The organism is Candidatus Dormiibacterota bacterium (assembly GCA_035532835.1).
Classification (GTDB): domain Bacteria; phylum Vulcanimicrobiota; class Vulcanimicrobiia; order Vulcanimicrobiales; family Vulcanimicrobiaceae; genus DAHUXY01.
In genome coordinates, this window is the sequence record DATKQG010000010.1 from 12,224 (window position 1) to 36,397 (window position 24,174).

General features: G+C 63.3%; 29 protein-coding genes. 3 read left to right on the forward strand and 26 right to left on the reverse strand.

Annotated elements, in window-relative coordinates; genetic code table 11:
• Positions 1 to 139: 139 nt before the first annotated feature.
• The 14 genes from VMW12_01230 to VMW12_01295 form a co-directional block, all read right to left on the reverse strand.
• A complete protein-coding gene (locus tag VMW12_01230; protein HUZ48341.1) occupies positions 140 to 1,162 on the reverse strand; it encodes a DUF3810 family protein in 1,023 nt (340 codons plus the stop codon).
• A 156-nt stretch (positions 1,163 to 1,318) separates the two neighbouring features.
• A complete protein-coding gene (gene rpsI, locus VMW12_01235; GenBank protein ID HUZ48342.1) occupies positions 1,319 to 1,708 on the reverse strand; it encodes a 30S ribosomal protein S9 in 390 nt (129 codons plus the stop codon).
• Positions 1,709 to 1,717: 9 nt separating this feature from the next.
• Positions 1,718 to 2,143: a 50S ribosomal protein L13 gene (gene rplM / locus VMW12_01240; protein HUZ48343.1), complete on the reverse strand. Its 426-nt coding sequence runs from the start codon at positions 2,141 to 2,143 to the stop codon at positions 1,718 to 1,720.
• Positions 2,144 to 2,271: 128 nt separating this feature from the next.
• Positions 2,272 to 3,117 carry a tRNA pseudouridine(38-40) synthase TruA gene (truA, locus tag VMW12_01245; protein HUZ48344.1) on the reverse strand — a complete coding sequence of 282 codons (846 nt, stop codon included), beginning with the start codon at positions 3,115 to 3,117 and terminating at the stop codon, positions 2,272 to 2,274.
• On the reverse strand, positions 3,051 to 3,491 hold the full coding sequence (locus VMW12_01250) for a DUF5069 domain-containing protein (GenBank protein ID HUZ48345.1): 441 nt from the start codon (positions 3,489 to 3,491) through the stop codon (positions 3,051 to 3,053). Before VMW12_01250 ends, truA begins: the two co-directional genes overlap by 67 nt.
• A gap of 70 nt (positions 3,492 to 3,561) precedes the next feature.
• Positions 3,562 to 3,744, reverse strand: a complete 183-nt coding sequence (locus VMW12_01255) for a hypothetical protein (protein ID HUZ48346.1) — start codon at positions 3,742 to 3,744, stop codon at positions 3,562 to 3,564.
• A 6-nt stretch (positions 3,745 to 3,750) separates the two neighbouring features.
• Entirely contained in the window at positions 3,751 to 3,912 is a 162-nt protein-coding gene (locus VMW12_01260) for a hypothetical protein (GenBank protein ID HUZ48347.1), read from the reverse strand.
• A 6-nt stretch (positions 3,913 to 3,918) separates the two neighbouring features.
• A complete protein-coding gene (lysS, locus tag VMW12_01265) occupies positions 3,919 to 5,421 on the reverse strand; it encodes a lysine--tRNA ligase (protein ID HUZ48348.1) in 1,503 nt (500 codons plus the stop codon).
• A 9-nt stretch (positions 5,422 to 5,430) separates the two neighbouring features.
• Positions 5,431 to 5,943 carry a transcription elongation factor GreA gene (gene greA, locus VMW12_01270; GenBank protein ID HUZ48349.1) on the reverse strand — a complete coding sequence of 171 codons (513 nt, stop codon included), beginning with the start codon at positions 5,941 to 5,943 and terminating at the stop codon, positions 5,431 to 5,433.
• 106 nt (positions 5,944 to 6,049) lie between these two features.
• A complete protein-coding gene (locus VMW12_01275; protein ID HUZ48350.1) occupies positions 6,050 to 7,369 on the reverse strand; it encodes an APC family permease in 1,320 nt (439 codons plus the stop codon).
• Entirely contained in the window at positions 7,370 to 8,275 is a 906-nt protein-coding gene (locus VMW12_01280) for a quinate 5-dehydrogenase (GenBank protein ID HUZ48351.1), read from the reverse strand.
• Positions 8,276 to 8,282: 7 nt separating this feature from the next.
• Positions 8,283 to 9,407, reverse strand: a complete 1,125-nt coding sequence (locus VMW12_01285; GenBank protein ID HUZ48352.1) for a shikimate dehydrogenase — start codon at positions 9,405 to 9,407, stop codon at positions 8,283 to 8,285.
• The gene (locus tag VMW12_01290) at positions 9,404 to 9,841 is read right to left on the reverse strand and encodes an SRPBCC family protein (protein ID HUZ48353.1); all 438 of its coding nucleotides are present in this window, start codon (positions 9,839 to 9,841) and stop codon (positions 9,404 to 9,406) included. The genes VMW12_01285 and VMW12_01290 overlap by 4 nt, the downstream gene beginning before the upstream one ends.
• 2 nt (positions 9,842 to 9,843) lie before the next feature.
• Complete coding sequence (locus tag VMW12_01295; GenBank protein HUZ48354.1) at positions 9,844 to 11,127, reverse strand: aspartate aminotransferase family protein; 1,284 nt, start codon at positions 11,125 to 11,127, stop codon at positions 9,844 to 9,846.
• A 64-nt stretch (positions 11,128 to 11,191) separates the two neighbouring features.
• On the opposite strand from VMW12_01295, the gene VMW12_01300 reads away from it, so the two are divergent.
• Entirely contained in the window at positions 11,192 to 11,512 is a 321-nt protein-coding gene (locus VMW12_01300) for a hypothetical protein (protein HUZ48355.1), read from the forward strand.
• Here VMW12_01300 and dusB read toward each other — a convergent pair.
• From dusB to VMW12_01325, 5 genes are read right to left on the reverse strand one after another with little or no spacing between them, the layout of a single operon-like run.
• The gene (gene dusB / locus VMW12_01305; GenBank protein HUZ48356.1) at positions 11,499 to 12,506 is read right to left on the reverse strand and encodes a tRNA dihydrouridine synthase DusB; all 1,008 of its coding nucleotides are present in this window, start codon (positions 12,504 to 12,506) and stop codon (positions 11,499 to 11,501) included. The genes VMW12_01300 and dusB overlap by 14 nt on opposite strands.
• An 11-nt stretch (positions 12,507 to 12,517) precedes the next feature.
• Positions 12,518 to 13,291, reverse strand: a complete 774-nt coding sequence (locus VMW12_01310; GenBank protein HUZ48357.1) for a type III pantothenate kinase — start codon at positions 13,289 to 13,291, stop codon at positions 12,518 to 12,520.
• On the reverse strand, positions 13,282 to 14,469 hold the full coding sequence (coaBC, locus tag VMW12_01315) for a bifunctional phosphopantothenoylcysteine decarboxylase/phosphopantothenate--cysteine ligase CoaBC (GenBank protein ID HUZ48358.1): 1,188 nt from the start codon (positions 14,467 to 14,469) through the stop codon (positions 13,282 to 13,284). The genes VMW12_01310 and coaBC overlap by 10 nt, the downstream gene beginning before the upstream one ends.
• Positions 14,466 to 15,296, reverse strand: a complete 831-nt coding sequence (gene panC, locus VMW12_01320; protein HUZ48359.1) for a pantoate--beta-alanine ligase — start codon at positions 15,294 to 15,296, stop codon at positions 14,466 to 14,468. Before panC ends, coaBC begins: the two co-directional genes overlap by 4 nt.
• Positions 15,297 to 15,305: 9 nt before the next feature.
• Positions 15,306 to 15,602 (reverse strand): FHA domain-containing protein, encoded by a 297-nt coding sequence (locus VMW12_01325; protein ID HUZ48360.1) that lies wholly within the window; start codon positions 15,600 to 15,602, stop codon positions 15,306 to 15,308.
• A 108-nt stretch (positions 15,603 to 15,710) separates the two neighbouring features.
• On the opposite strand from VMW12_01325, the gene VMW12_01330 reads away from it, so the two are divergent.
• Positions 15,711 to 15,923, forward strand: coding sequence for a hypothetical protein (locus VMW12_01330; protein ID HUZ48361.1), 213 nt, complete (start codon positions 15,711 to 15,713; stop codon positions 15,921 to 15,923).
• 16 nt (positions 15,924 to 15,939) lie between these two features.
• Here VMW12_01330 and VMW12_01335 read toward each other — a convergent pair whose 3' ends face one another.
• Genes VMW12_01335 through lexA form a run of 4 tightly spaced genes read right to left on the reverse strand, consistent with a single transcriptional unit; the run spans position 15,940 to position 19,370 of the window.
• The gene (locus VMW12_01335) at positions 15,940 to 16,305 is read right to left on the reverse strand and encodes a PilZ domain-containing protein (GenBank protein ID HUZ48362.1); all 366 of its coding nucleotides are present in this window, start codon (positions 16,303 to 16,305) and stop codon (positions 15,940 to 15,942) included.
• A gap of 35 nt (positions 16,306 to 16,340) precedes the next feature.
• On the reverse strand, positions 16,341 to 17,588 hold the full coding sequence (locus VMW12_01340; protein HUZ48363.1) for a methionine gamma-lyase family protein: 1,248 nt from the start codon (positions 17,586 to 17,588) through the stop codon (positions 16,341 to 16,343).
• The gene (locus VMW12_01345) at positions 17,585 to 18,805 is read right to left on the reverse strand and encodes a PTS transporter subunit EIIC (protein ID HUZ48364.1); all 1,221 of its coding nucleotides are present in this window, start codon (positions 18,803 to 18,805) and stop codon (positions 17,585 to 17,587) included. Before VMW12_01345 ends, VMW12_01340 begins: the two co-directional genes overlap by 4 nt.
• The gene (lexA, locus tag VMW12_01350; protein ID HUZ48365.1) at positions 18,759 to 19,370 is read right to left on the reverse strand and encodes a transcriptional repressor LexA; all 612 of its coding nucleotides are present in this window, start codon (positions 19,368 to 19,370) and stop codon (positions 18,759 to 18,761) included. The genes VMW12_01345 and lexA overlap by 47 nt, the downstream gene beginning before the upstream one ends.
• Positions 19,371 to 19,596: 226 nt before the next feature.
• Here lexA and VMW12_01355 point away from each other — a divergent pair, with 226 nt between their 5' ends.
• Complete coding sequence (locus VMW12_01355) at positions 19,597 to 19,878, forward strand: LysM peptidoglycan-binding domain-containing protein (GenBank protein ID HUZ48366.1); 282 nt, start codon at positions 19,597 to 19,599, stop codon at positions 19,876 to 19,878.
• A 66-nt stretch (positions 19,879 to 19,944) separates the two neighbouring features.
• On the opposite strand, the gene VMW12_01360 is transcribed toward VMW12_01355, so the two are convergent.
• The 3 genes from VMW12_01360 to VMW12_01370 all read right to left on the reverse strand — a co-directional run.
• A complete protein-coding gene (locus VMW12_01360; GenBank protein ID HUZ48367.1) occupies positions 19,945 to 20,466 on the reverse strand; it encodes a Uma2 family endonuclease in 522 nt (173 codons plus the stop codon).
• A 102-nt stretch (positions 20,467 to 20,568) separates the two neighbouring features.
• The gene (locus VMW12_01365; GenBank protein HUZ48368.1) at positions 20,569 to 20,778 is read right to left on the reverse strand and encodes a hypothetical protein; all 210 of its coding nucleotides are present in this window, start codon (positions 20,776 to 20,778) and stop codon (positions 20,569 to 20,571) included.
• A gap of 86 nt (positions 20,779 to 20,864) precedes the next feature.
• Positions 20,865 to 24,174: Plug domain-containing protein (locus VMW12_01370; GenBank protein HUZ48369.1), on the reverse strand; the 3,310-nt coding region annotated here is incomplete at its 5' end.

The window sequence follows — 24,174 nt, forward strand, 5'->3', positions numbered from 1 at the left end:
CCTGCGGCGGGCCTCGGCCTCCAGAATTTTGCGATCGCGGTCATCCAGCCGAATTGTCAACGTAGCGCCCATAAACCGACCGTAACACGCTATGGTGTCACCGTCAAGTAACACAGCTAGGGCCGGCCGGCACGGGCCGTTACCGCAGGGGCAAACCGCGGTTGTCGAGGGGGATGCCGAGGATGAGGCGCGTGACCTCGTTGTAGTTGGCGACGCCGGCGGCGATGTGGTTGCTTTTCAGATACACGTTGTACGTGCGCCAGCTCAAGCGCGCGAGCGAGAGGTTGATGCGTCGCGCGTTGCGGGCGCGCAGCGCGGCGAAATCGCTCCATACCAGCGGGACGAACGTCGATTTGGCGTAGTGCGGTTGCGGCGGCAGATAGAGAAAGAGTTCGAGCCAGCCGGAGTATTGCACCGCCGGGTCTTGCGCGCGCAGGCACGTGAGTATGGCCAGATAGTTCGCCTCGTCCTCGCGCGCGTATGCGGCAACGTGCGACCATTCGTGCGCGAGCGAGAACGGCCGTTCGAACCACAGCAAGTCGGACGCGACCTGCACGTTGAGCGTAAAGGGATTGATGAATCCGCTGGTCCCCGTCGCGTTCATGAACGGATCGGCGATGGTCGGCTTCGGCCAACTCACGTGCGGGTTCCAGCCATCGCCCGCGCGGCGAACCAACGGCAACCAAGCCGTCCGCAGATCGGCGATGTCGAGCGGCTCGCGGCTTCGCGCATGCGCCGCCGGAGCCAAGGCGTTCATCTCCGCAATCGCGTGCGTGCGCAGACGATCGACCGCCCCGGTATCGACGCGAGCGGCGTTAAATGCCAGGCGCGATTCCATCGGCGCGCGGTCGTAGTTCCAGCCCCATGCCGCTTCGAACCACAGCGCATACGCGCCGGCGATCGCAACGATCTCCACCAGGGCGACGGCAACGCGCCGCCACCGCGGCTTGCGATGCTGCCGTATGGTGACGCTGATGCGCCAGTACGCAAGCGCGATGCCGAGCAGGCCTGCGAAGTCGCCGAGCGACCACGGCACCGGCCCGGAGATCGCCTGCGCGACGTGCTGCCACGCGGCATAGCCGCCGTTCGCATAGACGCGTTCCACCCAGGCTGCAGACGGATGCCACAGCAGCGCGAAGGCCCCCGCAGCAATACCGAGCACTCGCCACCATAAACGAAAAGAGCCGCCCATACGGGCAGCTCCATTCGACATCCAACCAACTTCTTCAGCCACCGTCTGCGGCTCGGGCGAAGCCCGAACGCGAAGGCGGATTGGCCTTTAGGCCAACCGCGAAGGATTCGCCGAAGGCGAATCCACCTAACGTTTTGAGAACTGGAAGCGTTTGCGGGCGCGCTTGCGGCCGTACTTCTTCGATTCTTTTTCGCGCGGATCGCGGGTGAGGAAACCTTCTTTACGCAGCGTCGCTTTGAACGCTTCGTCGATTTCGAGCAAGGCGCGAGCGATGCCGTGGCGCACGGCACCGGCTTGGCCGGTCACGCCGCCGCCCTGCGCCTTAACGCTCACGTCGAAGCGCGCGGTCGTCTGCGTCGCTTCGAGCGGCTGGCGGACGATCTGCTGCAACTGCGGGCGCGGGAAGTAGTCGTCGATCGACTTTTTGTTGATCGTGATGACGCCCTGCCCGAGCGTGAGTTCCACGCGGGCGATGGCACGCTTACGACGACCGGTGGCTTGAATGGCTTCGCTCAAAACTGACTCCTAGAACAGCGGTTGCGGCTTTTGCGGTTCGTGCGTGTGCTGCTCGCCCACGAAGACGCGCAGACGATTGAGATGCACGTCGCGCATACGATTGGTCGGGAGCATGCCGCGCACGGCCATTTCGATGAGGCGCTCGGGATGCTTGTCGTGAATCTCGCGAGCCGTCTTGGTCCGAAGGCCGCCCGGATATCCGCTATGGCGATAGTACACCTTCTGGTCCCACTTGTTGCCGCCCAGTTCGATCTTCTCCGCATTGATCACGACCACGTGATCGCCGTCGTCAATGTGGGGCGTCCAGGTTGGCTTATGCTTGCCCGAGAGTGCGCGCGCAATTCGTACCGCGAGCGTGCCCAGGCGTAGCCCGGCCGCATCGACGATGTACCAATCGTGCTTCGTATCGACAGTCTTCTGTTGGTAAGTACGCATCTCGAAGGTCCTTATTCCGTGGTAAAACCAGAAGTACGCCAGGGGCCGGAGCCCGTGACAACCCCCGAATCTTATCGGCAAACGGTCCCTGGCGTCAAGGGACGAAGGCGGAGTTTTGGGGATTTACCCTAGCTGCCGACAAATATCGGGGGCTCCCGGTACGAATCGTACCCTCCGAGGTAACGGACCCCGGCTAGATAGAGGCCGTGGGCAGGCGCCGTGAGCCCCGCGGCGGAGCGATCTCGAGCCGCTAGGATCGCCGGCAAGCTGGCCGGGTCGCGACGCCCCTTCCCGCACTCCACGAGCGTCCCCACGATCGTACGCACCATCCGGTGGACGAAACTATCCGCCGCGATTTCCACCCGGATCAGCGCCCCGCGCCGCTCGATGCTCAGGTGCTTCACGCACCGAACGGTGACGCCGTTGTCCGGGAGCGTGCCGCAGAACGACCGGAAGTCGTGCTCGCCGTGCAGCGCCCGGGCGGCCTCGATCATCGCCTCGAGATCGAGGCCGGCATACACGTGCTGGGCACGGTGCGCCAACATCGCCGAGCGGTCCGGCGCGTTGTGAATCGCATAGACGTAGCGGCGCTCGCGCGCGGAGAAGCGCGCCGAGAACCCCGGCGGTTCGAGTGCGACGTCGCGCACGCTCAGGTCCGCCGGCAGAGCGCTGTTGAGGGCGATCGCCAACCGGTCGAACGGAAAGTTACGATCGGTGACAAACGAGATCACCTGGCCGGTGGCGTGGACCCCGGTATCGGTGCGGCCGGCAGCCGAAATCTTGATCGGGGAAGCAAAAAGTTGCGAGAGCGCTCGTTCGAGCACTCCCGCAACCGTCCGCAAGTGCGGCTGAAACTGCAGCCCAAAAAACGCGCTACCGTCGTATTCGACGGTGGCGCGGACGACTTTTAAGCCGTTACCGGCGTGCGACGCGGCACGTCGCGCTTCTCGTCCAGATCCAGCAGGTCGGCCCAGCTCGTCACATCCGTGCGATCCGGAGCCAACTGATTGCGCAGGTTGATGAAGTATTCGAGCGACTCCCCTTCGGGCTTGTGGGCGACGTAGTCATGATTCCATTGCTCGAGCTCTTGCGCCGATTTTTTCGCGATGAACGGCGCGAGATAGGCCTCGATCGCAGCATCGTTCTTGGCATTCTTGATGACGGTCAAGAGCGCTTCGTGATCGATTCCTAAAAACCCGAAGACTGCCTGATCCATCGGGCAGTTGTAGTGGTAATCGCCGATGTTGCCGTGCGCGAGCGCCTTGCCCTTGTCGACGGTCCGGCCGATTTGGACGATGCCGAGCCATTTGGCGTGCACGCTGCGGGGGAATTCTTTGGTTAGATCCATGGATGAGCTCCTCAATATCGATACTGGTGATAGTAACCATCCCTCGAACACAAGCTACTTTTGGTAGGTTTCAGGCGTAGGTATCGATATTTCGCCCGAGGCCGATCGTCCGAAAGTAACGGACGGCCTCCGGCGGGTCCTTCGGACGTACGATCTTGCCCAAGCTCTGAGCTCGGGAACTCAAAGCCGTGAGGGTCTGGCGATACTGCGAAATCGCCCACGAGACGGAGACCGATATCGCCGGGGTGCTCATCGCCGGTTAGTAACCGTTCATGCAGGTATCGTGGCGACAGCCGCAGCGATCGTGGGCCGGAAGATCCGCGTCTTGCTTATCGTACTCGGCGCATCGATCGCTGCAATACGTCTGCCCGAGATCGACGTAACACGTACACTGCACGTGCCCGCACTTCTGTCCGTCCACCTCGCGCTACCCGTGTTGGCGCTGCAACGGAAACAGCAGCACGTCCCGGATCGACGCATTGTCGGTGAGCAACATGACCAGACGATCGATGCCGATGCCGATGCCGGCCGTCGGCGGCATGCCGTACTCGAGCGCGCGCACGAAATCCCAATCTGGTTCGGGGATTTCGTCGTCGCCTTTGGCGCGTTCCGCAACCTGGGCCTCGAAGCGCGCGCGCTGATCGTCCGGGTCGTTCAATTCCGTAAACGCGTTGGAGACTTCCATCCGATTGCAGAACAGTTCGTATCGATCTACCAATTGCGGGTCGTCGGCTTTGCGTTTGGCGAGCGGCGAGATCACGACCGGGTAATCCGTGACGAAGGTCGGCTGGACGAGATTGGGCTCGAGCACTCGTTCGAAAATTTTGTCCAGCGCGTGGCCGTGCGTCGGGGATTTCGGCATCCCGAGTTCGGCCAAGATCTGCGCGGCACCGTCCGGATCGAGCAGGCGTTCGCGCGTGAAGCGCCCGTCGCTATACTGCGCGATGCCGTCGAGATAGGAAACGCGTGCGAACGGGCGTGCGAACGAGAGGGTGCGATCGCCGTTCTTCAATTCCGTGTTGCCGCCGGTCACCACCGAGACCAAATGCGCGATCAACGCTTCGTTGAACGCGAGCATATCGTGAACGTCCCAATAGGCGGCGTACAGCTCCAGCATCGTGAATTCGGGATTGTGTGTCGTATCGATGCCTTCGTTGCGGAAGATGCGCCCGATTTCGTACACGCGTTCCATACCGCCAACGATCAGGCGTTTGAGATTGAGCTCGGTCGCGATGCGCAACTGCATTTCTTCGTCGGAGAGTGCGTTGACGCTGGTGAGAAACGGGCGCGCGGAGGCTCCGCCGGCGACGTGCAACAGCGTCGGCGTCTCGACTTCGTAAAAACCGCGTTCGTCGATGAAACGGCGGGTCTCCGAAACGATTCGGCTGCGCAAGATGAACGTATCCCGCACGTCGGGATTTACGATGAGATCGACGTAACGCTGACGGTAGCGCTTCTCGACGTCCTGGAGGCCGTGCCACTTATCCGGAAGCGGCATCAAGGCTTTGCCCAGCACCGCAAACGCCGTAACGTGCAGCGTGAGGTCGCCCTTCTTCGAACGAAACATGTAGCCGCGCACGCCGACGATATCGCCGCGGTCCAGCGCTTCCCACGTCGCGAACGGCTCCTCGCCGAGTTCGTCCTTGCGCACGTAGAGTTGGATGCGTCCGGTGCGATCGTGGAGATCGGCAAAGATCGTCTTGCCCATCGTGCGTTTGGACATGATGCGCCCGGCCAGATTCCAGCCCTCGGCATCGGCTTTCTGCCCGACTTCGAGAAACGCGTAACGCGCGAGCAACTCTTGCGCGGTCGCTTCCACCTCGTAACGCGTTGCCAGAAACGGGTCGCTTCCGCGCGAACGCAAGGCGGCCAGATGATCGCGTCTGGCCGCCACGAGTGAGGCTTCGGTTTTGCCTAGTTCTTCGTCCATGACGTTACGCTACGAGGCTTTTTTCGCAGCCTTCTTGGGAGCGGCGGTGCTGCCGATCGATTCGATCTTATATTTCACGACGCCGCGAGGAGTGGTGACGTCGACCGTCTCGCCCTTTTTGTGCGCCATCAGCGCGCGCCCGAGCGGGGATTCGTTCGAGATGCGCTGGCTCGAAGGGTCGGCCTCGGCCGATCCGACGATCGTGAAATCGTAGCTCTCGTTGTTCTTGAGGTCCTTCACCCTTACCGACGCGCCGAGATGCACTTCGTCGGCGGCGTACTCCGATTCGTCGATGAGTCGCGCGTTGCGAATCATCCCCTCGAGTTTGAGGATTCTCCCCTCGATGAATGCCTGTTCTTGCTTGGCGTCTTCGTATTCGGCGTTTTCGCTCAGATCGCCGTACTCTTTGGCTTGGCGAATCCGATCGTTAACTTCTTTGCGGTGTACGGCCTTGAGTTCGTCGAGCTCGTTTTGCAGTTTCGTCAGCCCCTCGGGCGTCAGGACGATTTCTTTTTCGTTCAAGTAACAGACCCTCAAACCGAGAACGTATGGAACGCTGTAGCGCCCACAGGTGCCCGTGGAACGAGAAGCGCGCCCCGCGGGACGCTGGCGCGGTTGGTTCGCGAGGTCAGAGCGTGGCCCTGCCGCGCCAGAACGCAAAGGGTATTCCCAGAATCACGCCCGCCCATGCGTACCACTGAAGCTGCCGGTTCTCCGATCCGATCGTGGCTCCGAGCACGGCCAGCAGCGCGATCGCCCCGAGCAGGGGGAGCGCCACGGCGCGGCTCGGCCAGAACTGCCGCGCGGCCGCCGCCGCGCTGAACACGAATAGCAACCCCAGGAATACCGAGGAGGCGTTGACTACCACATCGAGCTGGTCGGCGGCGCTGGGCGAAAGGCCGGTCACCAGTTCGCAGACCGTCACCAGCGCGGCGACGGCGGCAAGCGCCCAGAGGGGCTCGCTGCGCCCGTCTAAGCGGCCTAGGACGCGCGGGAGCACGCCGTCCCGGCCCATCGCATAGACCGAGCGAGAGAGGTACAGAATCGTGGTCCATAGCGTCGAGAGCGTCGAGAGCATCACCGTGATGACGATGGCGAACCGCCACGCGCCGCCGCCGAGCAAATCGCTCACGTAGGCGAGCGAGTCCGCTTGGTGGGCGGCGAACCCCGCCGGCGTCCCGAGATGCAGATAGGCGACCATGCAAAGCACGAGCAGAACGATGGTGACCACCAGGCCGGCCATGCCGCCCCGCCCCGACGCCGAAGCGTCGTCGTCCACTTCCTCGCTCGCCGAGGCGGAGATCTCCCAACCGTCGCTCATCCAGATGCCCAGCGTCATCGCCCCGATGAACCCGGCGACGGAGAGCGGCAGCACCGGAAGGGCCGCGGCGTGCGCCACGCTTGCGACTGGCGCGTGGGGCAAGAACTCCGCGGCCACCGCGCTGGCCGCCAGGACCACGAGCTCGACCGCCAGCGCAACCAACGTGACCATCGCCGTCGGCCGGATGCCGACGTACAGCAGCACCGAGCTCGCAACGATCCACACCCCGCCCACGCACGCCGCCCAGAGCGGGTCCTGCGCGCGGGCCGGCGCGACCAGCTCCAGGGTATAGATTCCGGCCGGGACCGCGGTCGCCATCGTCGCAAAGAAATTCGAAAGCAACAGCAGCCACGCGCCGTAGGCGCCGACGCGGTGGCCGAACGCCATGCGGATCCACGAATACGAAGACCCCGCGTTGGGTGCGACGCGCGAGAGCTGCGCGAACGCGACCGCCATGCACAGCATGATCGCACCCAACGCGATCAACGCGAGCGGAGCCGCGCCGCCGGCCGCCGCCACCATCGGCCCCATCGTCGAGGCGAGCGAATAGGCCGGCCCCATCGATGCGCTTGCGAGCACCGAGATATCGAAAAATTTCAGCACCTTGGGCAGGCGCCGCGATGGCATTTAGTTCAGCGTGATGACGCGCGGTTCGAGATGCAACTCGTCGAGAACGCGCTCGTAATCGCCCGGCGTGATGTCGGCCCATTTTTTTCCGAGTAACGCCAGCAGCGCCGCTTCGATGACGTTGGTGCCGAACGAGCGGCCGTCGAAATCCGGCGTCGTCGTGATCAGCAGCTTGACGCCGCGGTCGCGCAATTCGTCGATGTTCGCTTGCGTGACGGTGTTCGTCAGGACGATCTTGCCATCCAAGCGATCCGGCATGAACTGGCGCATGAAGTGGAAATCGCCCGCGATGATTTCCGCTTCCGCGTAATACTGCGGGTATTTCGGCTCGGGCGGCTTGTCTTGCTTTTTGCCGGTCGGATAGAAAAACTGAAACGGCAACTTGCATGCGTCGGGCAGATATTTTTCGGCCAAGAGCTCGAACTCGTGCAGCCCGCGCACCGGCATGTCTTTATCGAGTGCGAAAATGAAGTCGCCGAACATCACGTCGGCTCCGGCATCCACCAGCGCTTGCGCCATGCCGAAGCGATCGAGCGCGCTCACCATCAGCACGTGCTTGCCGCGCAAATCGATCCCGAGCGCGCTCTGCATGAACCCAACGGCCTTTCGCTCGAGCGTGTTCTTCAAGCCGCTGCCGTCGACCACCGGCGTAATCTTCGCGGCTTCGAGCAAACGCAGGCCGTCGCGCAGCGCATAGCGCTTCGATCCCGCGTAGAGGTACACGTCGATGCCGCCCAGGCCGATCGCATCGACCGTACCGTCGAGTTCGCGCACTTTGGCGATCGCCGCATCGAGTTTACCGTCCATTCCGATGCGCGAGATGTCGAAATCTTCGCCGAGCAACGACACGATCGCGCGATGGTCGCGAGTCGAGGAGCCCAAAGAGACCGAGACGATGCGTTTCATGCCGTCCTCACGATGCGAGCACTCGCCGGCGCGCGTCGGCGGCTTCGCGAATCTGCGCGATCCGCTCCGCCGTCACGGCGGTATCGAACGAGCGCATTCCCGCCAGCGTAAATCCGCAGCGTTTCGCCATTTCGTCGATCTCCATCACCTTCTGCACGTCGATGCCGCGACCGAGGGTAAACGACTCCAGCCGATTTTCCAATGCGAGCACCATCGTCTCGCTCATGCAGGCCAGGGCCGTGCGCGGGGGGAGATTCAGATCGAATTCGCTTCCGGGTTCGCGGACGCGTTCGAAGTACGGCGTTCCGGGGACCACCATGTTACCGCCCTCGGTAACGAGCACGTCGGGGCGCTCGGTAGCGACGCGGCGGCTAACGTCGTGCGGCAGCGAGAGTTCGCATACGACCGATCCGGTCTGCAAATCTTCGGGCTCGATCACGTCCTGCGTGGACGACGTCGCGGTGAGAATCAGTTGCGCGCGGCGTACCGCCGCCGAGATATCGGTCGTAAACGACGACTCGCACGGTAATTCCGGTGCGATCTGTTCGTGAAACTTCGCCAAGCGCGTCGCGTTGCGCGCGACCAAAATGATGTGTCCGACCCGGGGAGCGATCAATTTAACGCATGCGGCGCCGATCGAACCGGTCGCTCCGACGACCACCACGGTTGACGCCGCGGGATCGATGCCCATCTCGTCCGCGCCTCGAAAGAAGCTATGCACCCCGGCCGCAATGGTCAGCGAATTGCCGGTCGTTACCGGGATCGGCGAACGTTCTGCAATGGTCACGCCGCCGTCGCCGACGACGGCGGTAAATGCGCCCAAGCCCGCGATCTGCGCGCCCATCTCGACGCCGATCTCGATCGCGCGCAGGATGCGCGTGTACACCTCTTCGCGCGGGAACTCCATCATCTGCTCGGGGAGCAGCGGCGCGCTGACGAACCAGCCCTCGGTCTCCCGCCCGTCCGGCGTGCGCACGCCGGTAACGTGGACGGCGTTCCAGGGCGGCATCCACTCCATGATCTTGCGCACGATCGGCGCGCCCTTCCCTTTTGCCCCGGGCTCGTATCGCGCGACGTCGTCGAGCGAGAGCGGGTGCACGACGAAACAAAACTTCGGCGTATTCGCGCTCACGGCCGTTCGGCTTCGTTCTTCAGTGCGGCCAGCATCATCTCACTATTCTCCACGACCTTCTTCTGCAGCGTCGGGCCGATCAACTCCGCCAGCGTCGGGACGCCGAAATCGTAGTCGACGGTAAGTTTGACGTACGTCACCCCGTCGCGCTCGTCGAACGTCCACGCGCCTTCGAAGGTGTCCAAGTCGCCTTCCAGCAGCTTGTACTCGATGCGCAACGCGTCGTCGTAGAAGCGATCTTCCTCGATCCACTCGATCGGCGCCTCTTCGACCAGCGTCTTCCAGCGCGAGAGGGTATGGTCGGGGTGTACTTCCAAGACCGTGACGGCTTCAACGTCCGGCATGAACTGCGGAAAACGCTCTTGGTCCTTGGCAAGTTCGTACACCACTCGGGCCGGGGCCGCGATGGCAATCGAGGTTTCTACGTAGGGCATTTTTACAAGCGCCCTAGCTTCTGAACGGCGGTTGCCACCCCTGCCCGCAGCGCGCCCAAAGCGCGCTCGACCTCATCCGCGGTGACGACCAGCGGCGGCTCGAGCCGAATCACGCGTTGCTGATTGAGCGTCCACGCCGCCGTCACGCCGGCCTTCACCATCTCGGGGATAATCCAGCCGCCGTATCCTTCGTTCGTGAGTTCGACCCCGACCAATAAGCCGAGGCCGCGGGCCTCGCGGATAACCTCGGGGTACTCGGCCGCGATGGCCCGGCACCCGTCGAGCAACTGCGCTCCGCGCACGCGGGCGTTTTCCACGAGGCCATCCTCCTGGAGGACGTCCATGGCCGCCAGGGCCGCCGCGCAGGCCAGTTCGCCGCCGCCGAAGGTGGAGGTATGCAAGAGCGGCGCCTTGGCGTAGGCGGCATTCCAGACGCTCGCCCGCGCGATGTAGGCGCCGGCCGGCATGACGCCGCCGGAGAGCCCCTTCGCGAGCGTCATGACGTCGGGCACGACCCCGTCGCGATCGCATCCGAAGAGCGTCCCGCAGCGCCCGAGGCCCGTCTGCACCTCGTCGGCGATCAGCAGGGCGCCCGCGCGGTCGCAGGCCTCACGGGCGGCCCGCAGGTAGCCGGGTGGCGGAATATTGACGCCGCCTTCGCCCTGTACCGGCTCGACGACGAATGCGGCCGCGCCTTCGAGCGCCCGATCCAGAGCGCTCGCATCGCCGAACGGGATGTGGACGACGTCGGCCAAGAGTGGGCGAAAAGGGGCCTGAAACGTCTCCCGGCCGCTGATCGAGAGGGCTCCGAACGTCTTGCCGTGGTAGGCATCGTGGGTGGCGACGATGGTGGCGCGCCCGGTCGCGCGGCGAGCGAGTTTGATCGCCCCTTCCACCGCTTCGGTGCCGCTATTGCACCAGAACGAGATCTGCAGATCGCCGGGCGTGATCTCCGCAAGTCGCTTCGAGACGCGCCCGAGCAGCACGTTGAACATCGTTTTTCCCGAGAGCGACATCAGGTCGAGCTGGGCCTTGACCGCCGCGACCACGCGCGGATGGGAGTGCCCGAGCGTGAAGACGCCGTATCCGCCCGCGAAATCGAGGTACGCCTTGCCCCGGTGGTCCCAAATCGTCGTACCTTGCGCCCGCACCTCGATCGGCGAGGCCGAGAGTTTCATGACGCGCGCCAACGGCGGGTTCACGTACTGCCGATAGTTTTCGAACACCTCGTTCGCCAACTCTTGCGGCGAGGCGGCGCCGTACAGGGCGTCCCGTGATTCCAACATGATCCGCTTCCTTCGCTACCCGCCTGCCTTGCTCTTCGATAACCGTCCATCCGGAGGAAACATCTTGGCAACTTCCGTATGCCAGAGTGCCACCATGGACGCGCAGCCGACGACACGCGAACTCCTCGACGCCATGCTCGATTTCCGAGCAGCGGTAGAGACACGTTTTGATGCAATAGATCGCCGTTTTGAAGGCATCGACCGCCGATTTGATGGCGTAGACCGCCGATTCGAAGGCATCGAAGCCCACCTCGCGCGGCACGACGTACAACTCGATGCGATCAGACGACACCTCGACCGGCACGACGTGCAATTCGATGCGATGGATTGCCGGCTTGGGCGAATCGAAGTGCGGATCGAAGCGGTAGAAGCTAAGCCGCGATAGTCGCTTCGGCTTCAAGCCGATCGATCGCTTCCTGAAGAACCGCTTTCGCTTCGCCGGCGCCGGCGATGCGCATGATGCGCTCGCGCAACACCGCGGCTCCCGCGATGCCTTTCAAGTACAACGCGACGTGCTTGCGCATCTGGGGAACCGCGCGCGATTCGCCTTGCTCCTCCACCATACGGTCGTAGTGTTCGATGCAGAAGCGTAAACGATCCGCCGCCGGCGGCGTCGGCTGCGCGGCGCGGCCCTCCATGAGGTCGCGAATCTGCGAGATGAGCCAGGGGTTGCCGAGCGTCGCGCGCCCGAGCATGATCGCATCGACGCCGCTCGCGCGCATGCGCTCCATCGCCAGATGCGCGTCGTCGAGATCGCCGTTACCGATTACCGGAATATCGATCGCCGCCTTGAGGCGCGCGATATGCTCCCAATCGGCGCTGCCTTTGTAAAACTGGCGCGCCGTGCGTGCATGCAGTGTTACCGCTTGCACGCCGACGCGCTGCGCGCGCTGCGCGACGTCGATATAGACCAGGTCCGTTTCGGTCCAACCCAAACGCATCTTCATCGTGACCGGGCAATCGACCGCGCGCACGACCGCATCCATGATCGCTTCGCAGCGTTCGACGTCGCGCAGGCAGGCGGAGCCGCCGTTGGTTTTCGTGACCTTGGGGGCGGGGCAACCGAAGTTGATGTCGACGATGTCGGCGCCGCACTCGCGCACGACCTTTGCGGCTGCGGCCATCGCCTCTGGATCGTCGCCCCAGAGCTGCGTGGAAACGGGCTTCTCGAGGCCGTGCTGATCGATCATCTCCATCGTGCGCTTGTTCGTGTACTTCAGCGCGTTGGACGAGACGAATTCCGTCACGGTCAGGCCCAAGCCAAAGGGCTTATAGAGCGCGCGCATCGTCCGGTTGGTAACGCCGGACATCGGCGCGAGCACGAGGGGCGGCCAAATCTGGTGGCTGCCGATCTGCAGCGGGGCGACCGTGGGTGGCATGGCGCCCCCTACTATAGCACAGCCAAGGATTCGTGGAAGAGGCGTAATCCGATCATGCTCAGGTGGGGGTCGACCAGCTCGATCTGCGCCGAATGTTTGGCGATGACCTCGGCCAAACCGCCGGTGGCCACGACGCGCGCGTGCGCGCCCAGTTCCTCGCGCATGCGGCCGACCAGCGCCTCGGTCTGCCCGACGAAACCGTAGACGATCCCGGCTTGCAACGCTTCGATCGTGTTGCGACCGATCGCGCGCTCGGGCGCTTCGAGCGCGATCTGCGGGAGTTTCGCGGTGTTGCCGACCAGCGCGTCGATCGAGGTATTGATGCCCGGCGCGATCGCCACGCCCATGTATTCGCCGGCCTGCGAAATCGCCATGAAGACCGTTGCGGTACCGTAGCTAATCACGATCAGCGGGGCACCGTAGCGAGCCCGCCCGCCGATCGCGGCCGCGACCAAATCGGCGCCGACTTCCGAAGGGCGATCGGTGCGCACCGGCATCAACGTTTGTTTGTGCGCCTTTAGAAACATCGGGGTCGCGCCGAAGAACCGCTCGCACGCGCTCTCGAGAATGCGGTCGAGGTTCGGTACGACGCTAGCGATCGCGACGGCGTCGATCGCTCGGTGATCGAGCCCTTGGGTCGCGAATAATTGCGTGAAGAAGACGCCGTATTCGTCGGCCGTGCGCCGCAGCTCGGTCGTGACGCGCCACATATGCTGCACCTCGCCGCTGGGCGAAAAGCAGCCGAGTTTGGTCTCGGTGTTCCCGACGTCGATCGCTAAGAGCATCCGAGCACCTCTTCCAATGCGTCGAGCAACCGCGCGGCTAGATGCGGTTTGGTACCGGTGCCGATTTCCCGTTTATCCTTGGCGCCCCACAGCAACGTCAGCGTGCTCTGCACGAGGCCGAAGCCGCGCTCGTCGCGCACGTCGTTGAGCACGATCGCATCGAGGTGTTTGTTGCGCAACTTTTCGCGAGCGTTGGCCTCGTGGTCGTCGGTTTCGGCGGCGAACCCCACCAATTTGCTGCCGCCTTTACGTTCGCCCAGAGTCGCCAGCACGTCGGGATTGCGTTCGAAACGCACGAGCAAATCGCCATCGCTCTTCTTGAGTTTTGAAGCCGCGGTTTCGGCCGGGCGATAATCGGCGACGGCCGCCGTTGCAATCGTCCAATCGGCTCCCACCGCGTGCCGCATCGCGGCATCGAACAATTCGCGCGCGGTGGTGAACCGCACGGTCGTCACCTGCGCCGGAGGTTCGAGCAGCGTCGGCCCGAGCAGCAGCACGACCTCGGCGCCGCGGAGCGCCGCTTCGCGCGCGAGTGCTATGCCGATCGCCCCGGTGGAAGCGTTGCTCACGAAACGAATCGGATCGAAGGCTTCGCGCGTTGGGCCGGCGGTGATGGCGATGCGCTTCCCCGCAAGCGAGTTGCGGCGGCGCAACGCGCGTTCGAGCGCCTCGATCAGCCGTTCCTCGCTCGCAAGCCGTCCGGTCCCGCTCTCGCGCTCGGCCAAGAAGCCGCGTTCCGGTTCGACGATTTCGTATCCGCGCTCGCGCAATAACGCCAGGTTCGCGACCGTTGCGGGATGCTCGTACATCGCACTATTCATCGCCGGCGCGATGACGACGGGGATGCGCGCCGCGAGCACGGCCGTGGTGAGCAGATCGTCGGCGATGCCGTGCGCGAGCTTCGCGATGACGTTAGCGGTGGCGGGAGCGATGAGGATCGCTTGCGCTTCGCGAACGAGTCGTATGTGCGGAATGCGCTCCGGGGCGTCCCACAATGAGCCGAATACTGGGCGCGCGGTGAGCGATGCGAAGGTGAGCGGCGCGATAAAACGCTCCGCCGATGCCGTCAAGATGACGTCGAGCTCGACGCCGCGTTGCACCAGCGTGCTGGTAAGCGCCGCAGCTTTGTAGGCGGCGATGCCGCCGCACACGCCGAGCAAAACGCGTACGCCGTTCATAGCGACTCGATCCAAAGGTTATCGAGCAACCGGGTCGCCCCGAAGTTCGCGGCGCCGATCGCGAACGCATCCGACCGCAGGGTTTCGAGCGGCTCGAACGTTTGCGCGTCGACGATGTCGAGATAGTGTAGATGCGCGAGGGGATCGACGATCGTCTTGGCACGTTCGTATGCCTGCGCTTTGCTCGCACCCTGGGCGAGCGCATCGCGAAACGCCAGCAACGATGCGTGCAAACTCGGCGCGGCCGCGCGCTCGGCGGCACTCAAATAAGCGTTGCGGCTCGAAAGAGCCAGGCCGTCGGCCTCGCGCACCGTCGGAACGACGACCACCTGCGCATCGAAAGCGAGATCGCGCACCATGCGCCGCACGACGGCGGTTTGCTGCGCATCTTTTTGCCCGAGGTAGAGCCGGTCGGGCTTAACGAGGTGCAAAAGCTTCCCCACCACCGTAGCGACGCCGCGAAAATGGGTCGGGCGCGCCGCGCCTTCGAAGCCGGCTCCGATCGCCCCGACGTCGATGCCGGTGGAAAAACCCGGCGGATACATCGCGTCGTTCGGTGGGGCAAAGAGCACGTCGACGCCGGCATGCGCGAGTTTTTCGCGGTCGCCTTCAAAATCTCGCGGGTAGCGATCGAGATCTTCGCCGGCCGCAAACTGCAACGGGTTCACGAACACCGACGCGACGACCGCAACGCACTCTTCACGCGCGCGGCGTACGAGGGCCAGATGGCCGTCGTGCAAGGCGCCCATGGTTGGGATAAAGCCGACCGGCCGCGGCAGAATTTCAAAGAGCGCGTCGGCCTGCGCGAGGGTCGCGGCGAGTTGCATGCGGGGAGGCTACGAGACGTGGGTGACGCGCAGAACGGTGCGCCCCACGATGAAGGGGACGCCGATTCCAAGCGACGCCTCGCCGGAGACCGCGGCACCGTCGAGCTTGGTGCCGTTGCGGCTTTCGAGATCGGTCAACAGCAGGGTCTCGCCGGAGGCAAACAGCTTCGCGTGTTTGCGTGAGACGTAACGATCGAGCGCGATGCACGCCTCGGCGAGCGCGTCGTCGCGTCCGATCGTGATCTCTTGCTCGAAGGACCAGGTCTTTCCATCGAGCGGTCCGCTGAGAACTTCAAGCAGGTACATGGCAGCGTGCCCTTCTCTGGTGCGCCCGTGTGCCTCCTGGCGCCGGGCCGATTTGGTTAAGAGAAGCTAACAAAAACCCATCTTCGGACGATTATTCAAAGAGTGACCATGAACGACCGAATCGACGAGCTCCTACAGCTCATAGAGGTGGAGCCGGATGCCCTGCGGGAGGCTGAGTTCCTCCAGGCGCAGGCTATTCTCGAAACGCTCGTGGGTAAAACGGTGACCGCCGCCGAGCTACAGGACACGAGAATCGTTGTGACCACGAACGACGGAAACCGCTATTTCTTCTACGGGTTCTTGGGCGGAAAGCAAGAGTAGGGGACCGCTTGCCGCGCTAGAGCGCGTCGGTTGCTTCGGACGACGCAGTTACGAAGCGGCTGATTTCGTCGTGGTCTTGCGGGGTGTACTGGGTGAAAGCGACGCCGTGCGCGTAACTCTCGGCCGCATTGTCGTAAAACGAGAGCACGACTCGGCCGCGAACCAATAATTCGCGCTCGCCCTCCGGGAGCGTAAAGCGCAGCACGACCAAGTGCCCGGCCGGCACGTCGGCCGAGGTAGCGACGCGCATTCCGCCGCGGCTCACGTCGATCGAGCGCGCGTCCAAAATCAACTCTTCGCCCGGAACGATGAGTGTTACCGGAACTTCGACGTGCGCTCGGATAAAACGCCGCCCGTGCGATTGATCCTCTCTGGTACTCACGGGGGTTACGGTTCTCTGCGCTCGGACGGCGGCCTTCAACCCCGAACCGCACGCGCCGCCAGAAGGGCGCCGGCGATGGTGTGCTCGGCAACCATTCCGCCCTGCAAATAGACCTCGAACGGCTCTCTGAGCGGCGCGTCGCAGGAGAGCTCGATGGTCGCCCCGCCGACGAAGGACCCGCTCGACATGATCACCGGATCGGCATAGCCGGGGACGGGGCCCGGCTCCGGGCGGAAGCGGGCGTTCAACGGCATGGCTCGCTGCAAGCCTTCGGCGAAGCGCACGAGCGCATCGCGGCTTCCCAGGCGGATGGCCTGCACGATATCGGTGCGCGGCACGCCGGGCATCGGGTCCACGGCGTAGCCGAGATCCTCGAAGAGCGCGGCGGCGAAATCGAGCCCGCGAAGCGTCTGCTCCACGACGAGCGGCGCCAGAAAGAGCCCGTGCACGAAGGCGCGGCCGAACCCGAACGTCGGGCCGAGCGCATCGCGCAGACCCGGAGCGTACAACCGCGCGGCTACGCGTTCGATGAGATCGGCCCGCCCGGCCACATACCCGCCACCCGGCGCGAGCGTGCCCCCGAGGTTCTTGATGAGCGATCCCATGACGAGATCGGCCCCGACGTGGGTGGGCTCGCGCGTTTCGACCAACTCGCCGTAGCAATTATCGACCAAGATCGTCGCCGCCGGCGCCGCGGCCTTGACGGCGGCAAAGATGCGCTCGCAGGCCGCAATATCGAGCGAGGGCCGCGGCGCGTACCCGCGCGAGCGCTGGACGAAGACCGTCGCGTCCGGCGCGCGCTCGAGCGCCGCGGCGACGCCGTCCAGATCCACCGTACCGTCGCGAAGCAACGAGACCTCGTCGTAGCGCACGCCCTGTTCGACCAGCGCGAACGGTGCGTCGCAGATGGCGTTGCGCAACGTATCGTACGGGCGGCCTGCGATCGAGATGATGCTCCGCCCCGGCGGCGTGCAAGCCGCCAGCGCCGTGACGATCGCATGCGTACCGCTCACGAGCGAGAGCCGCGCGAGCGCGCGCTCCGTACCGAAGATGCGCGCGATCAGGCTTTCGTATGAAGCGCGAGCGGCGTCGTCGTACCCGTACCCGGTCGATCCGGCCAGATCGCTTTCGCTCAAACCCGCATCCATAAAGGCCGCCAGCATCGCCAGCTTGTTTTCAGTTTGCGCCACATACGAAACGTGCGAAACGCGCGCGTGCGCGCGTAGTGCGGCATCGCGCAGATCGCCGTCGATGGAGAAGCGACGGCACAGCGATTCAATCACGCCGCCGCCTCCAAATGCCGTTCGTATGCGCGCACGAACGGCCAATACACAACCGCCGCGATGGCGACGTTGGCGAGCACGAGCACGATCGCTCGCAGATCGTACGTGGCCAGATACGTGGAGATCAACGTTGGGATTGAAGATGGCACGTACATCGCCGGGCGCGCGACCCACTGCAACGCGACCGCGACGTACGTCGTCGTGGCGAGCACCATCGGTACGACGATAAACGGAATTGCAAGGTACGGATTAAACACGATCGGTGCTCCGAAAATCAGCGGTTCGTTGATATTGAAGAATGCCGGCACGATCGCCACGCGCCCCGTCTGCCGCAAGCGTTGAATCCTGGAGCGCAGCAGCAATACCGCGAGCGGCAACGTCCCGCCCGCGCCTCCGGGAAAGACGAAGAGAAACAGCGAGACAACCACGATGTGCGGGAGCGGTTGGTGCGCGATGAACGCCTGCGTGTTCTGCGCCTGCAACGCAAGATAGAGCGGCGTCACCACCGCCGCAAGCGTAGCCGGGCCGTGGATCCCCGCGGTCCACAGCGCCGTTTCAACGAAGACGATGACGAGCAACGCAACGTAACTATCGCCCAGGTGCGCGAGCGGCAGCATCGCTTGGGCGACGAGCCCGGCGACCGAGATATGCGCGAAGAGAAATGCCGCGAAGATAGCGGCGCCGGCCGCGGCGCCGGCCCACTCCGCAAGACGGCGCGAAGCGATGGTGCGGCGCGCGACGGCGATGGCGGCAGCCACCACACCGGCCACCAGCATCGCCAGAAATAAGCCGCTCGGGCCAAGTTCGTGCAGATAGGTGATGGGCGTCGGGCCGAAAGGCCGCGGTAGCGCCAGCGCCATCCCCGCCACCGTGCCCAAAAGCATGGGGGCAGCGAAGAGGGCGGCTTTGCGCGCGTATGCGATCGAAAGCGCGATCGCGAGCGCCGGCGCCATGACGCCGAACGCGGGTAGGAGCGCCTGCGAAATGCGCAGCCCGAGCGTGCGGCTGAAGAACGGCCCGGGCTGGTGGCTAAAGGGCAGGAGGATCGCCAGCGCCACGAGCAGGACGATGAAGCTCGGCGGCAGCGCGTCGCGCACGGCCGCGACATAGGGGAAATCGCCGAAGCGGCGCATCGCGGGGACGACGCGCGCTTCGAACCAGGCCTCGATCTTAGATCCGGCGGACGACAGCCTCAACGCGACCGATGATCTCAACATCGCTCGCGTAGATTGGCGCCATGCTGCGATTCTCCGGCTGCAATCGCACGCGGCCGGTTTCTTTATAGAAGCGCTTGACCGTGGCTTCGCCTTCGAGCATCGCGACCACGATCTCGCCATTGGCGGCCGATTTCTGCGGCCGCACGACGATGAGGTCGCCATCCAAGATGGCCGCATCGATCATCGAATCGCCTTGAACGCGCAGCATGAACGCATCCGAGGCTTTGGGCAGGAAGCCGATCGGCAAGAGAAACTCGCCTTCCAGATCCTCTTGCGCGGCGATCGGCACGCCCGCGGCGACCTTGCCGAGGATCGGCATCACCATCGCGTCGGGCTGGCGCGCGCCGGGCATCTCCGAGCGCATCGCTCGCGGCTTGGTGGCGTCGCGCGAGATCATCCCGCGTTTTTCGAGCGCCTTGAGGTGCGCGTGAATCGTGGACGAGGACGATAGGCCCACCCGCTCGCCGATCTCGCGGACCGAGGGCGGGTAGCCCTGCTCGTTCGTAAAGGCATGAATCACGTGCAAAATCTGTTGCTGGCGCTCGGTAGCCGGTTTTTCCGTCATAGTTCCCCCGGTTGGCGTCAAAAAGTGCCATGCGTATGGCACTACATTCGCCTACAACCTTAACATAAGAACGACCGAGAAGGCAAACATACGTTCGCGCCCCGCTTGACAACGCTTGGCCGGTCCGTGGTAAAATCTAGGGGACGAACAGGCGTTTGGCCCAACCTATAGACCTCTTCGTAGTCGAACGTTCGTTTGCCACAAGATATAGTAAGGAGCAAAAACGGTGAGTACGCGCAAGAAAATAACCCTGATGCCGATCATTGCACTAGCCGCCTTGAGCTTGACGGTAACGCTACCGACGCTCTCCGGCATGCGCTTGTATGCTGCGACCGCTCAGCGTTACACCACCGTCACCGTCCAGCGCGGCGACACGCTCTGGTCGATCGCGGCCGCGCATTCCGCGCCGAACGCCGACGTTCAAGAAACGATCGATCGCATCAGCCAAGCGAATCACCTCGCCGCCGCATCGCTCCAACCCGGCCAGCATCTCCGCATCCCCGAGTAGAGCAGGTCTCGCTTGAAACAAAAATGCCGCGCGTGTAGACGCGCGGCATTTTTGTTTTTGGCATGGTTATTGCTCCTGAGCGCGGATCCGCGCAAAGAGCTCGGCTACTTCGAAGTGCAGTGACGGCATGTTTTCGTGCGCGAATGTCTGCTTCTCGTGGAAGACACGAGGAGCACCGCCTCGCGCGTGAGCGTAGACGATTCGCGTTTCCGGATCGATATCTAGGACTAGCAATGAACCATGTGCGAGATACGCGGCAGTTTTCTGCGCGCCGTATTCCGCTCGATAGGATGGCGACCGGATCTCGACGGCGACATCGGGCGCAAACGGGGGCTCTTCGCGTTCGGCCTCCGATAAGGGGCGCAGCCGTTCGAACGAAACAAACGCTACGTCCGGAACGAATTCGATCTGCGGCTCCAGCCTGCAGCGCCATTCCGTAGCGGTATCCCCGCGGTCGCCTACACAACGCACAAGAATCATGGCCATCGCAAGTTGGACCATCCCATGCGTGCGCTTGGGGCTCACCTTGGGATACTTCCGTCCGTCGAGCAACTCGACTTCGGGCCTATCGCGTAATTCGGCCGGCATGTGCACCTCTCCATGCCATCCTATCACGCGGGAGCCTGCGCAAGGCAAGGCTCTCAGGCCGGCTTGAGCGTCGTTTCTAGTGTGACAATCTGCGTCACGGGCTTAGCGTTTGCTTACTAGCATGACGTCGTGGCCTTGGTGATCGTTGAGGAACTCGAGGCCGTCCATCATCCAAGTATCCAGGCCGTTGCTGGAGTGTTTGGCGACTTCGCGCGCGACGTGGACGCGGTCTTTGAGCCACGCCAACTCCGTTCGTGTCGTAACCAGAAATATCGCGGCTTCGCACTCTTCGCATTGGTATCCGTATCGCACAGTCCACGCGAGTTCGGCAAAAAAGAGAAGAGCCCCCGCGAATGCGGAGGCTCTTGCCCGTTTCGGAGTCTTACGCTAGCGCGAGGCTAGAGCTTGACCTCGAGGTTGAAGTACGCGTTGAACGGAGCTGGGATGCTGCCTGCGTACGAGCCCGTTCCCGGCGCGTACGACTGCTGCTGCCACGGGTACAGGGTCGTACCGTTGGCGGCCGCATCGTATGCAGCGGTGTTACCCGGGTTCGCGGCGCCTGCGCCGAGCTGGTAGTTCGAGACGTACGAGCCGTTTGCGCTATACGAGCAAACGTTTTGTCCCGGAGCGTACGCGTTCGTCCACGGGGCCTTCGTCCCGCCGAAGCAGGTGTGGAAGAGGTTCGTGAGCGTGACGTGCGCCGTGACGCGGGGGTTGAGGTCGTAGGTCAACGCGAGGTTGCCGACGAGCAGCGACGGGTTGCGGTACTGTCCGACCGATGCAAACGAGCCCGTCTGCGGATTCGGAATGTACAGCACGCCGGTCGAAGTCGCGGCAGCGCCGGCTACGGTGAGGTAATTACACTGGCCGACCGGCGCGCTGGCGCTGGGGTCGACGCCGGTGCACGTGCGCGGGTCGATACCCTGCACATCGAACGGCGAACCGTACGACGAGCCGGTAACGAGCTGCACGCTCGGCGTGATCGCGAGCTTATCGTGACGATAGTTCAGGATCAGCGACGAGATCCACGGAGCATCGTAGAACGCGAAGTTGGTGTAGAAGCCGGGGGTGGTAAGAATACCAGCCGGTGCATACCAACCGTTCGGGTCTTCGAGGCTCTGCTTCGGCTTGCCGAAGTACGGGTTAACGATCGTACCGACGCCGCAAGGTGCCGGTGCGCCGATGGTACCGCCAGCGTATGGCGTGTAGCACTGCGACGAGGTCGTCAGGTTGTTGTAATTGGTGATCGCCTGGTTAACGGAATCCATCTGGTTATTCGCCAGAATCTTCTGGAAGCGTTCCTTGGCGTTCGTGTAGGTCACCGAGAGCTGGCCCGAGAGGCCGTTGCGATTGAAGTCGCCCTTGGTGATCTGCGATTCGATACCGTAGCTCCGGAACTGCCCGACCGGCACCTGGGTCACGAAGCCGGGGCCGATGAAGGCCTGGGCTTGGTAGCCGTTGGTGAGGTTGTAGAAGGGCGAGATCTTGAAGCTCACGTCGGTTCCACGGATATGGCGTTCCAGCGAGACGTCATACTGACCCGACGTCTGCGACGGAACGTTGTGGAACGGCGTGAAGTAGCCGAAGTTGATGAACTGCGCCCAATTCAGGACGTTGTTGCCGGACTGGTCGAGATACTGCACCGAGGCCGAGATTGGGGGCTCGATGTAGCGTCCACCCTCAAAGCGCCAGACGGTGTCGGGCGATTCGGTGTACGTTCCGGCCAGGCGGAGCGAGTAGTAGTTGAGCTTGTACGAGCTGGGCGAAATGGGGTTCCACAGGGTCGATTGGGTGCCGTCTTGCGCGGTACCGTTCGGGTGGACCCAGTTCGTCGCGGTCGTGCCGGTCGCAGTACTGACTGCGGTGTTACAGTCGCCGGTAATGTACGAGGGCGTCGCCGGGAAAGGCGCACCCGGGGTTAGCGGCGGGGTGAAGACCTGGTTGGTCGCGGTGTTGTAGCAGATGTACTTCTGGACCACTTGGCCGTAGAAGTTATCCGCCGCCGAGTTGCTCGGATCCAAACCATAGACGTACTGTTCGTAGCGGAGGCCGCCGTTGAACAGCCACTTGTCGTTCGGACGGAAGTTATCGGTCAACGAGAGCGTTGTGAACTGCGGCTTAACCGAGTTGTACGCGCCCTTCGTCGGGCCGTTCCAGAGGTTGATGTACTGGGCACCAGCCGCGGCAGCAGCGCTGCCTGGGGGCAGGGGGGCCGTGAATGCGGCCGGATTGTTGAACTTGGTATCCGCGTAGCCGACGTTCGGGCTATAGCAGCCCTTGGGGGCACCGGTTGTGGCGTTGTAGCAGGTATAGCTACCGCTCGCGTCTTGGCTGACAAGACCGACGGGGCTTGCAATGCCGAACAGGCCGCCGATAACGAAACCGGAGTTGTTATCGCGCAGCACATTAGCGCGCGTATAGTTCGCGGTAAACGAGACTAAGTTCTTATCGTTGACTTGGTCGCTGAATTGGAACTCGCCGCCCGTCGTATGCGTGGACAGCAGGTAGTTCGCCGCATCCGGCTGGGATGGGTATCCCCAGTAGTAATTTGCCGCGGCCGAGAGCGGGCCCGTCTGATTCCAATCGGAATAGAACGTGTAACCAGCTAGACGCATGTACGCGCGGTCGCTCAGCGGATGCGTATACTGGAGCTTCACGATACCCGTGTCGTTCCAGATGCTGTCGCGCTGCGTTGCGGGAATCTGCGAAAAAGGCTCGCGATTTGCCGGGCTATCCGGCGACTGGTATAGGGCCGGCGTTGCATTCGTAACGCTTGCCCCGAATGGCAGGTTGAATACGTACGCATCGACGTAGAACGGGTAGTTGGCCTGGACCGGGAACTGGCCCGTCACGAACGGAGAATCCGTGATCGGCGAGGTCGGTGCAACGTATGGGAGGCCCGTCTGAGCCAACATGTAGTTGTTGTAGCCGCCGAGGTCGTTCGGCGAACCATAGTAATGGGTCAACATCGACGACGAACTCCAGAGAAGCTGGAGGTCATCTTTCTGACCGTTCTTACGCGGGATACCAAAGTGGAAGTTCACCACGTTCTCGCGGTCGCTGATGTTGCTCTGCAAAGCCGACAAACCATTGTACTGAAAGAGACAGAAATTCGTCAGCCCTGTTTGTGTCTGCACGGAGGTGGGCGTCGTGCCGTCCGCGTTACAGATCGGATATGCGCCACCAGGGATGGCAGCGTAGATCGGACCGGCCGAATTATAAGCCGGCGACGTTGAGTAGTCAGCGAGGATGCCGCCCGGGCCCATCAAGCTTGCGCCGTTGTTGTTGTCGTAATGGCGGAAGTCCTGATTGTAGCCGCTGACGCCTACGTAGTAGCTGAAGTTACGGTCGGGGCTTGCGCCGCCGGCTTCGACCTTCGCCATATGGTAGAACGCGCTGGAGGCAATGCCGCCCGTGAGGGTGGCGTAACCGGGATAGGTACCGGTCTTGATGACCTGGTTGATGAAGCCCGACGTACCCGATGACGAGTTGCTGGCCGGGCCACCGCCGGTGTACACCTGGAGCTCTTGCAAGCCCAAGTTCGACTCGGTCGATGAGTTGTAGTTATCGAACGCACGGTTGACGGGGACGCCGTCATACTCGTAGCTGGTGAAGAACGACTGCGAACCACGAATGTACGCAACGTTGTTGTTCCAGCCGGATCCACCGATCGGAACGTTCACGCCCGGGACCGATGCGATCGCCGAG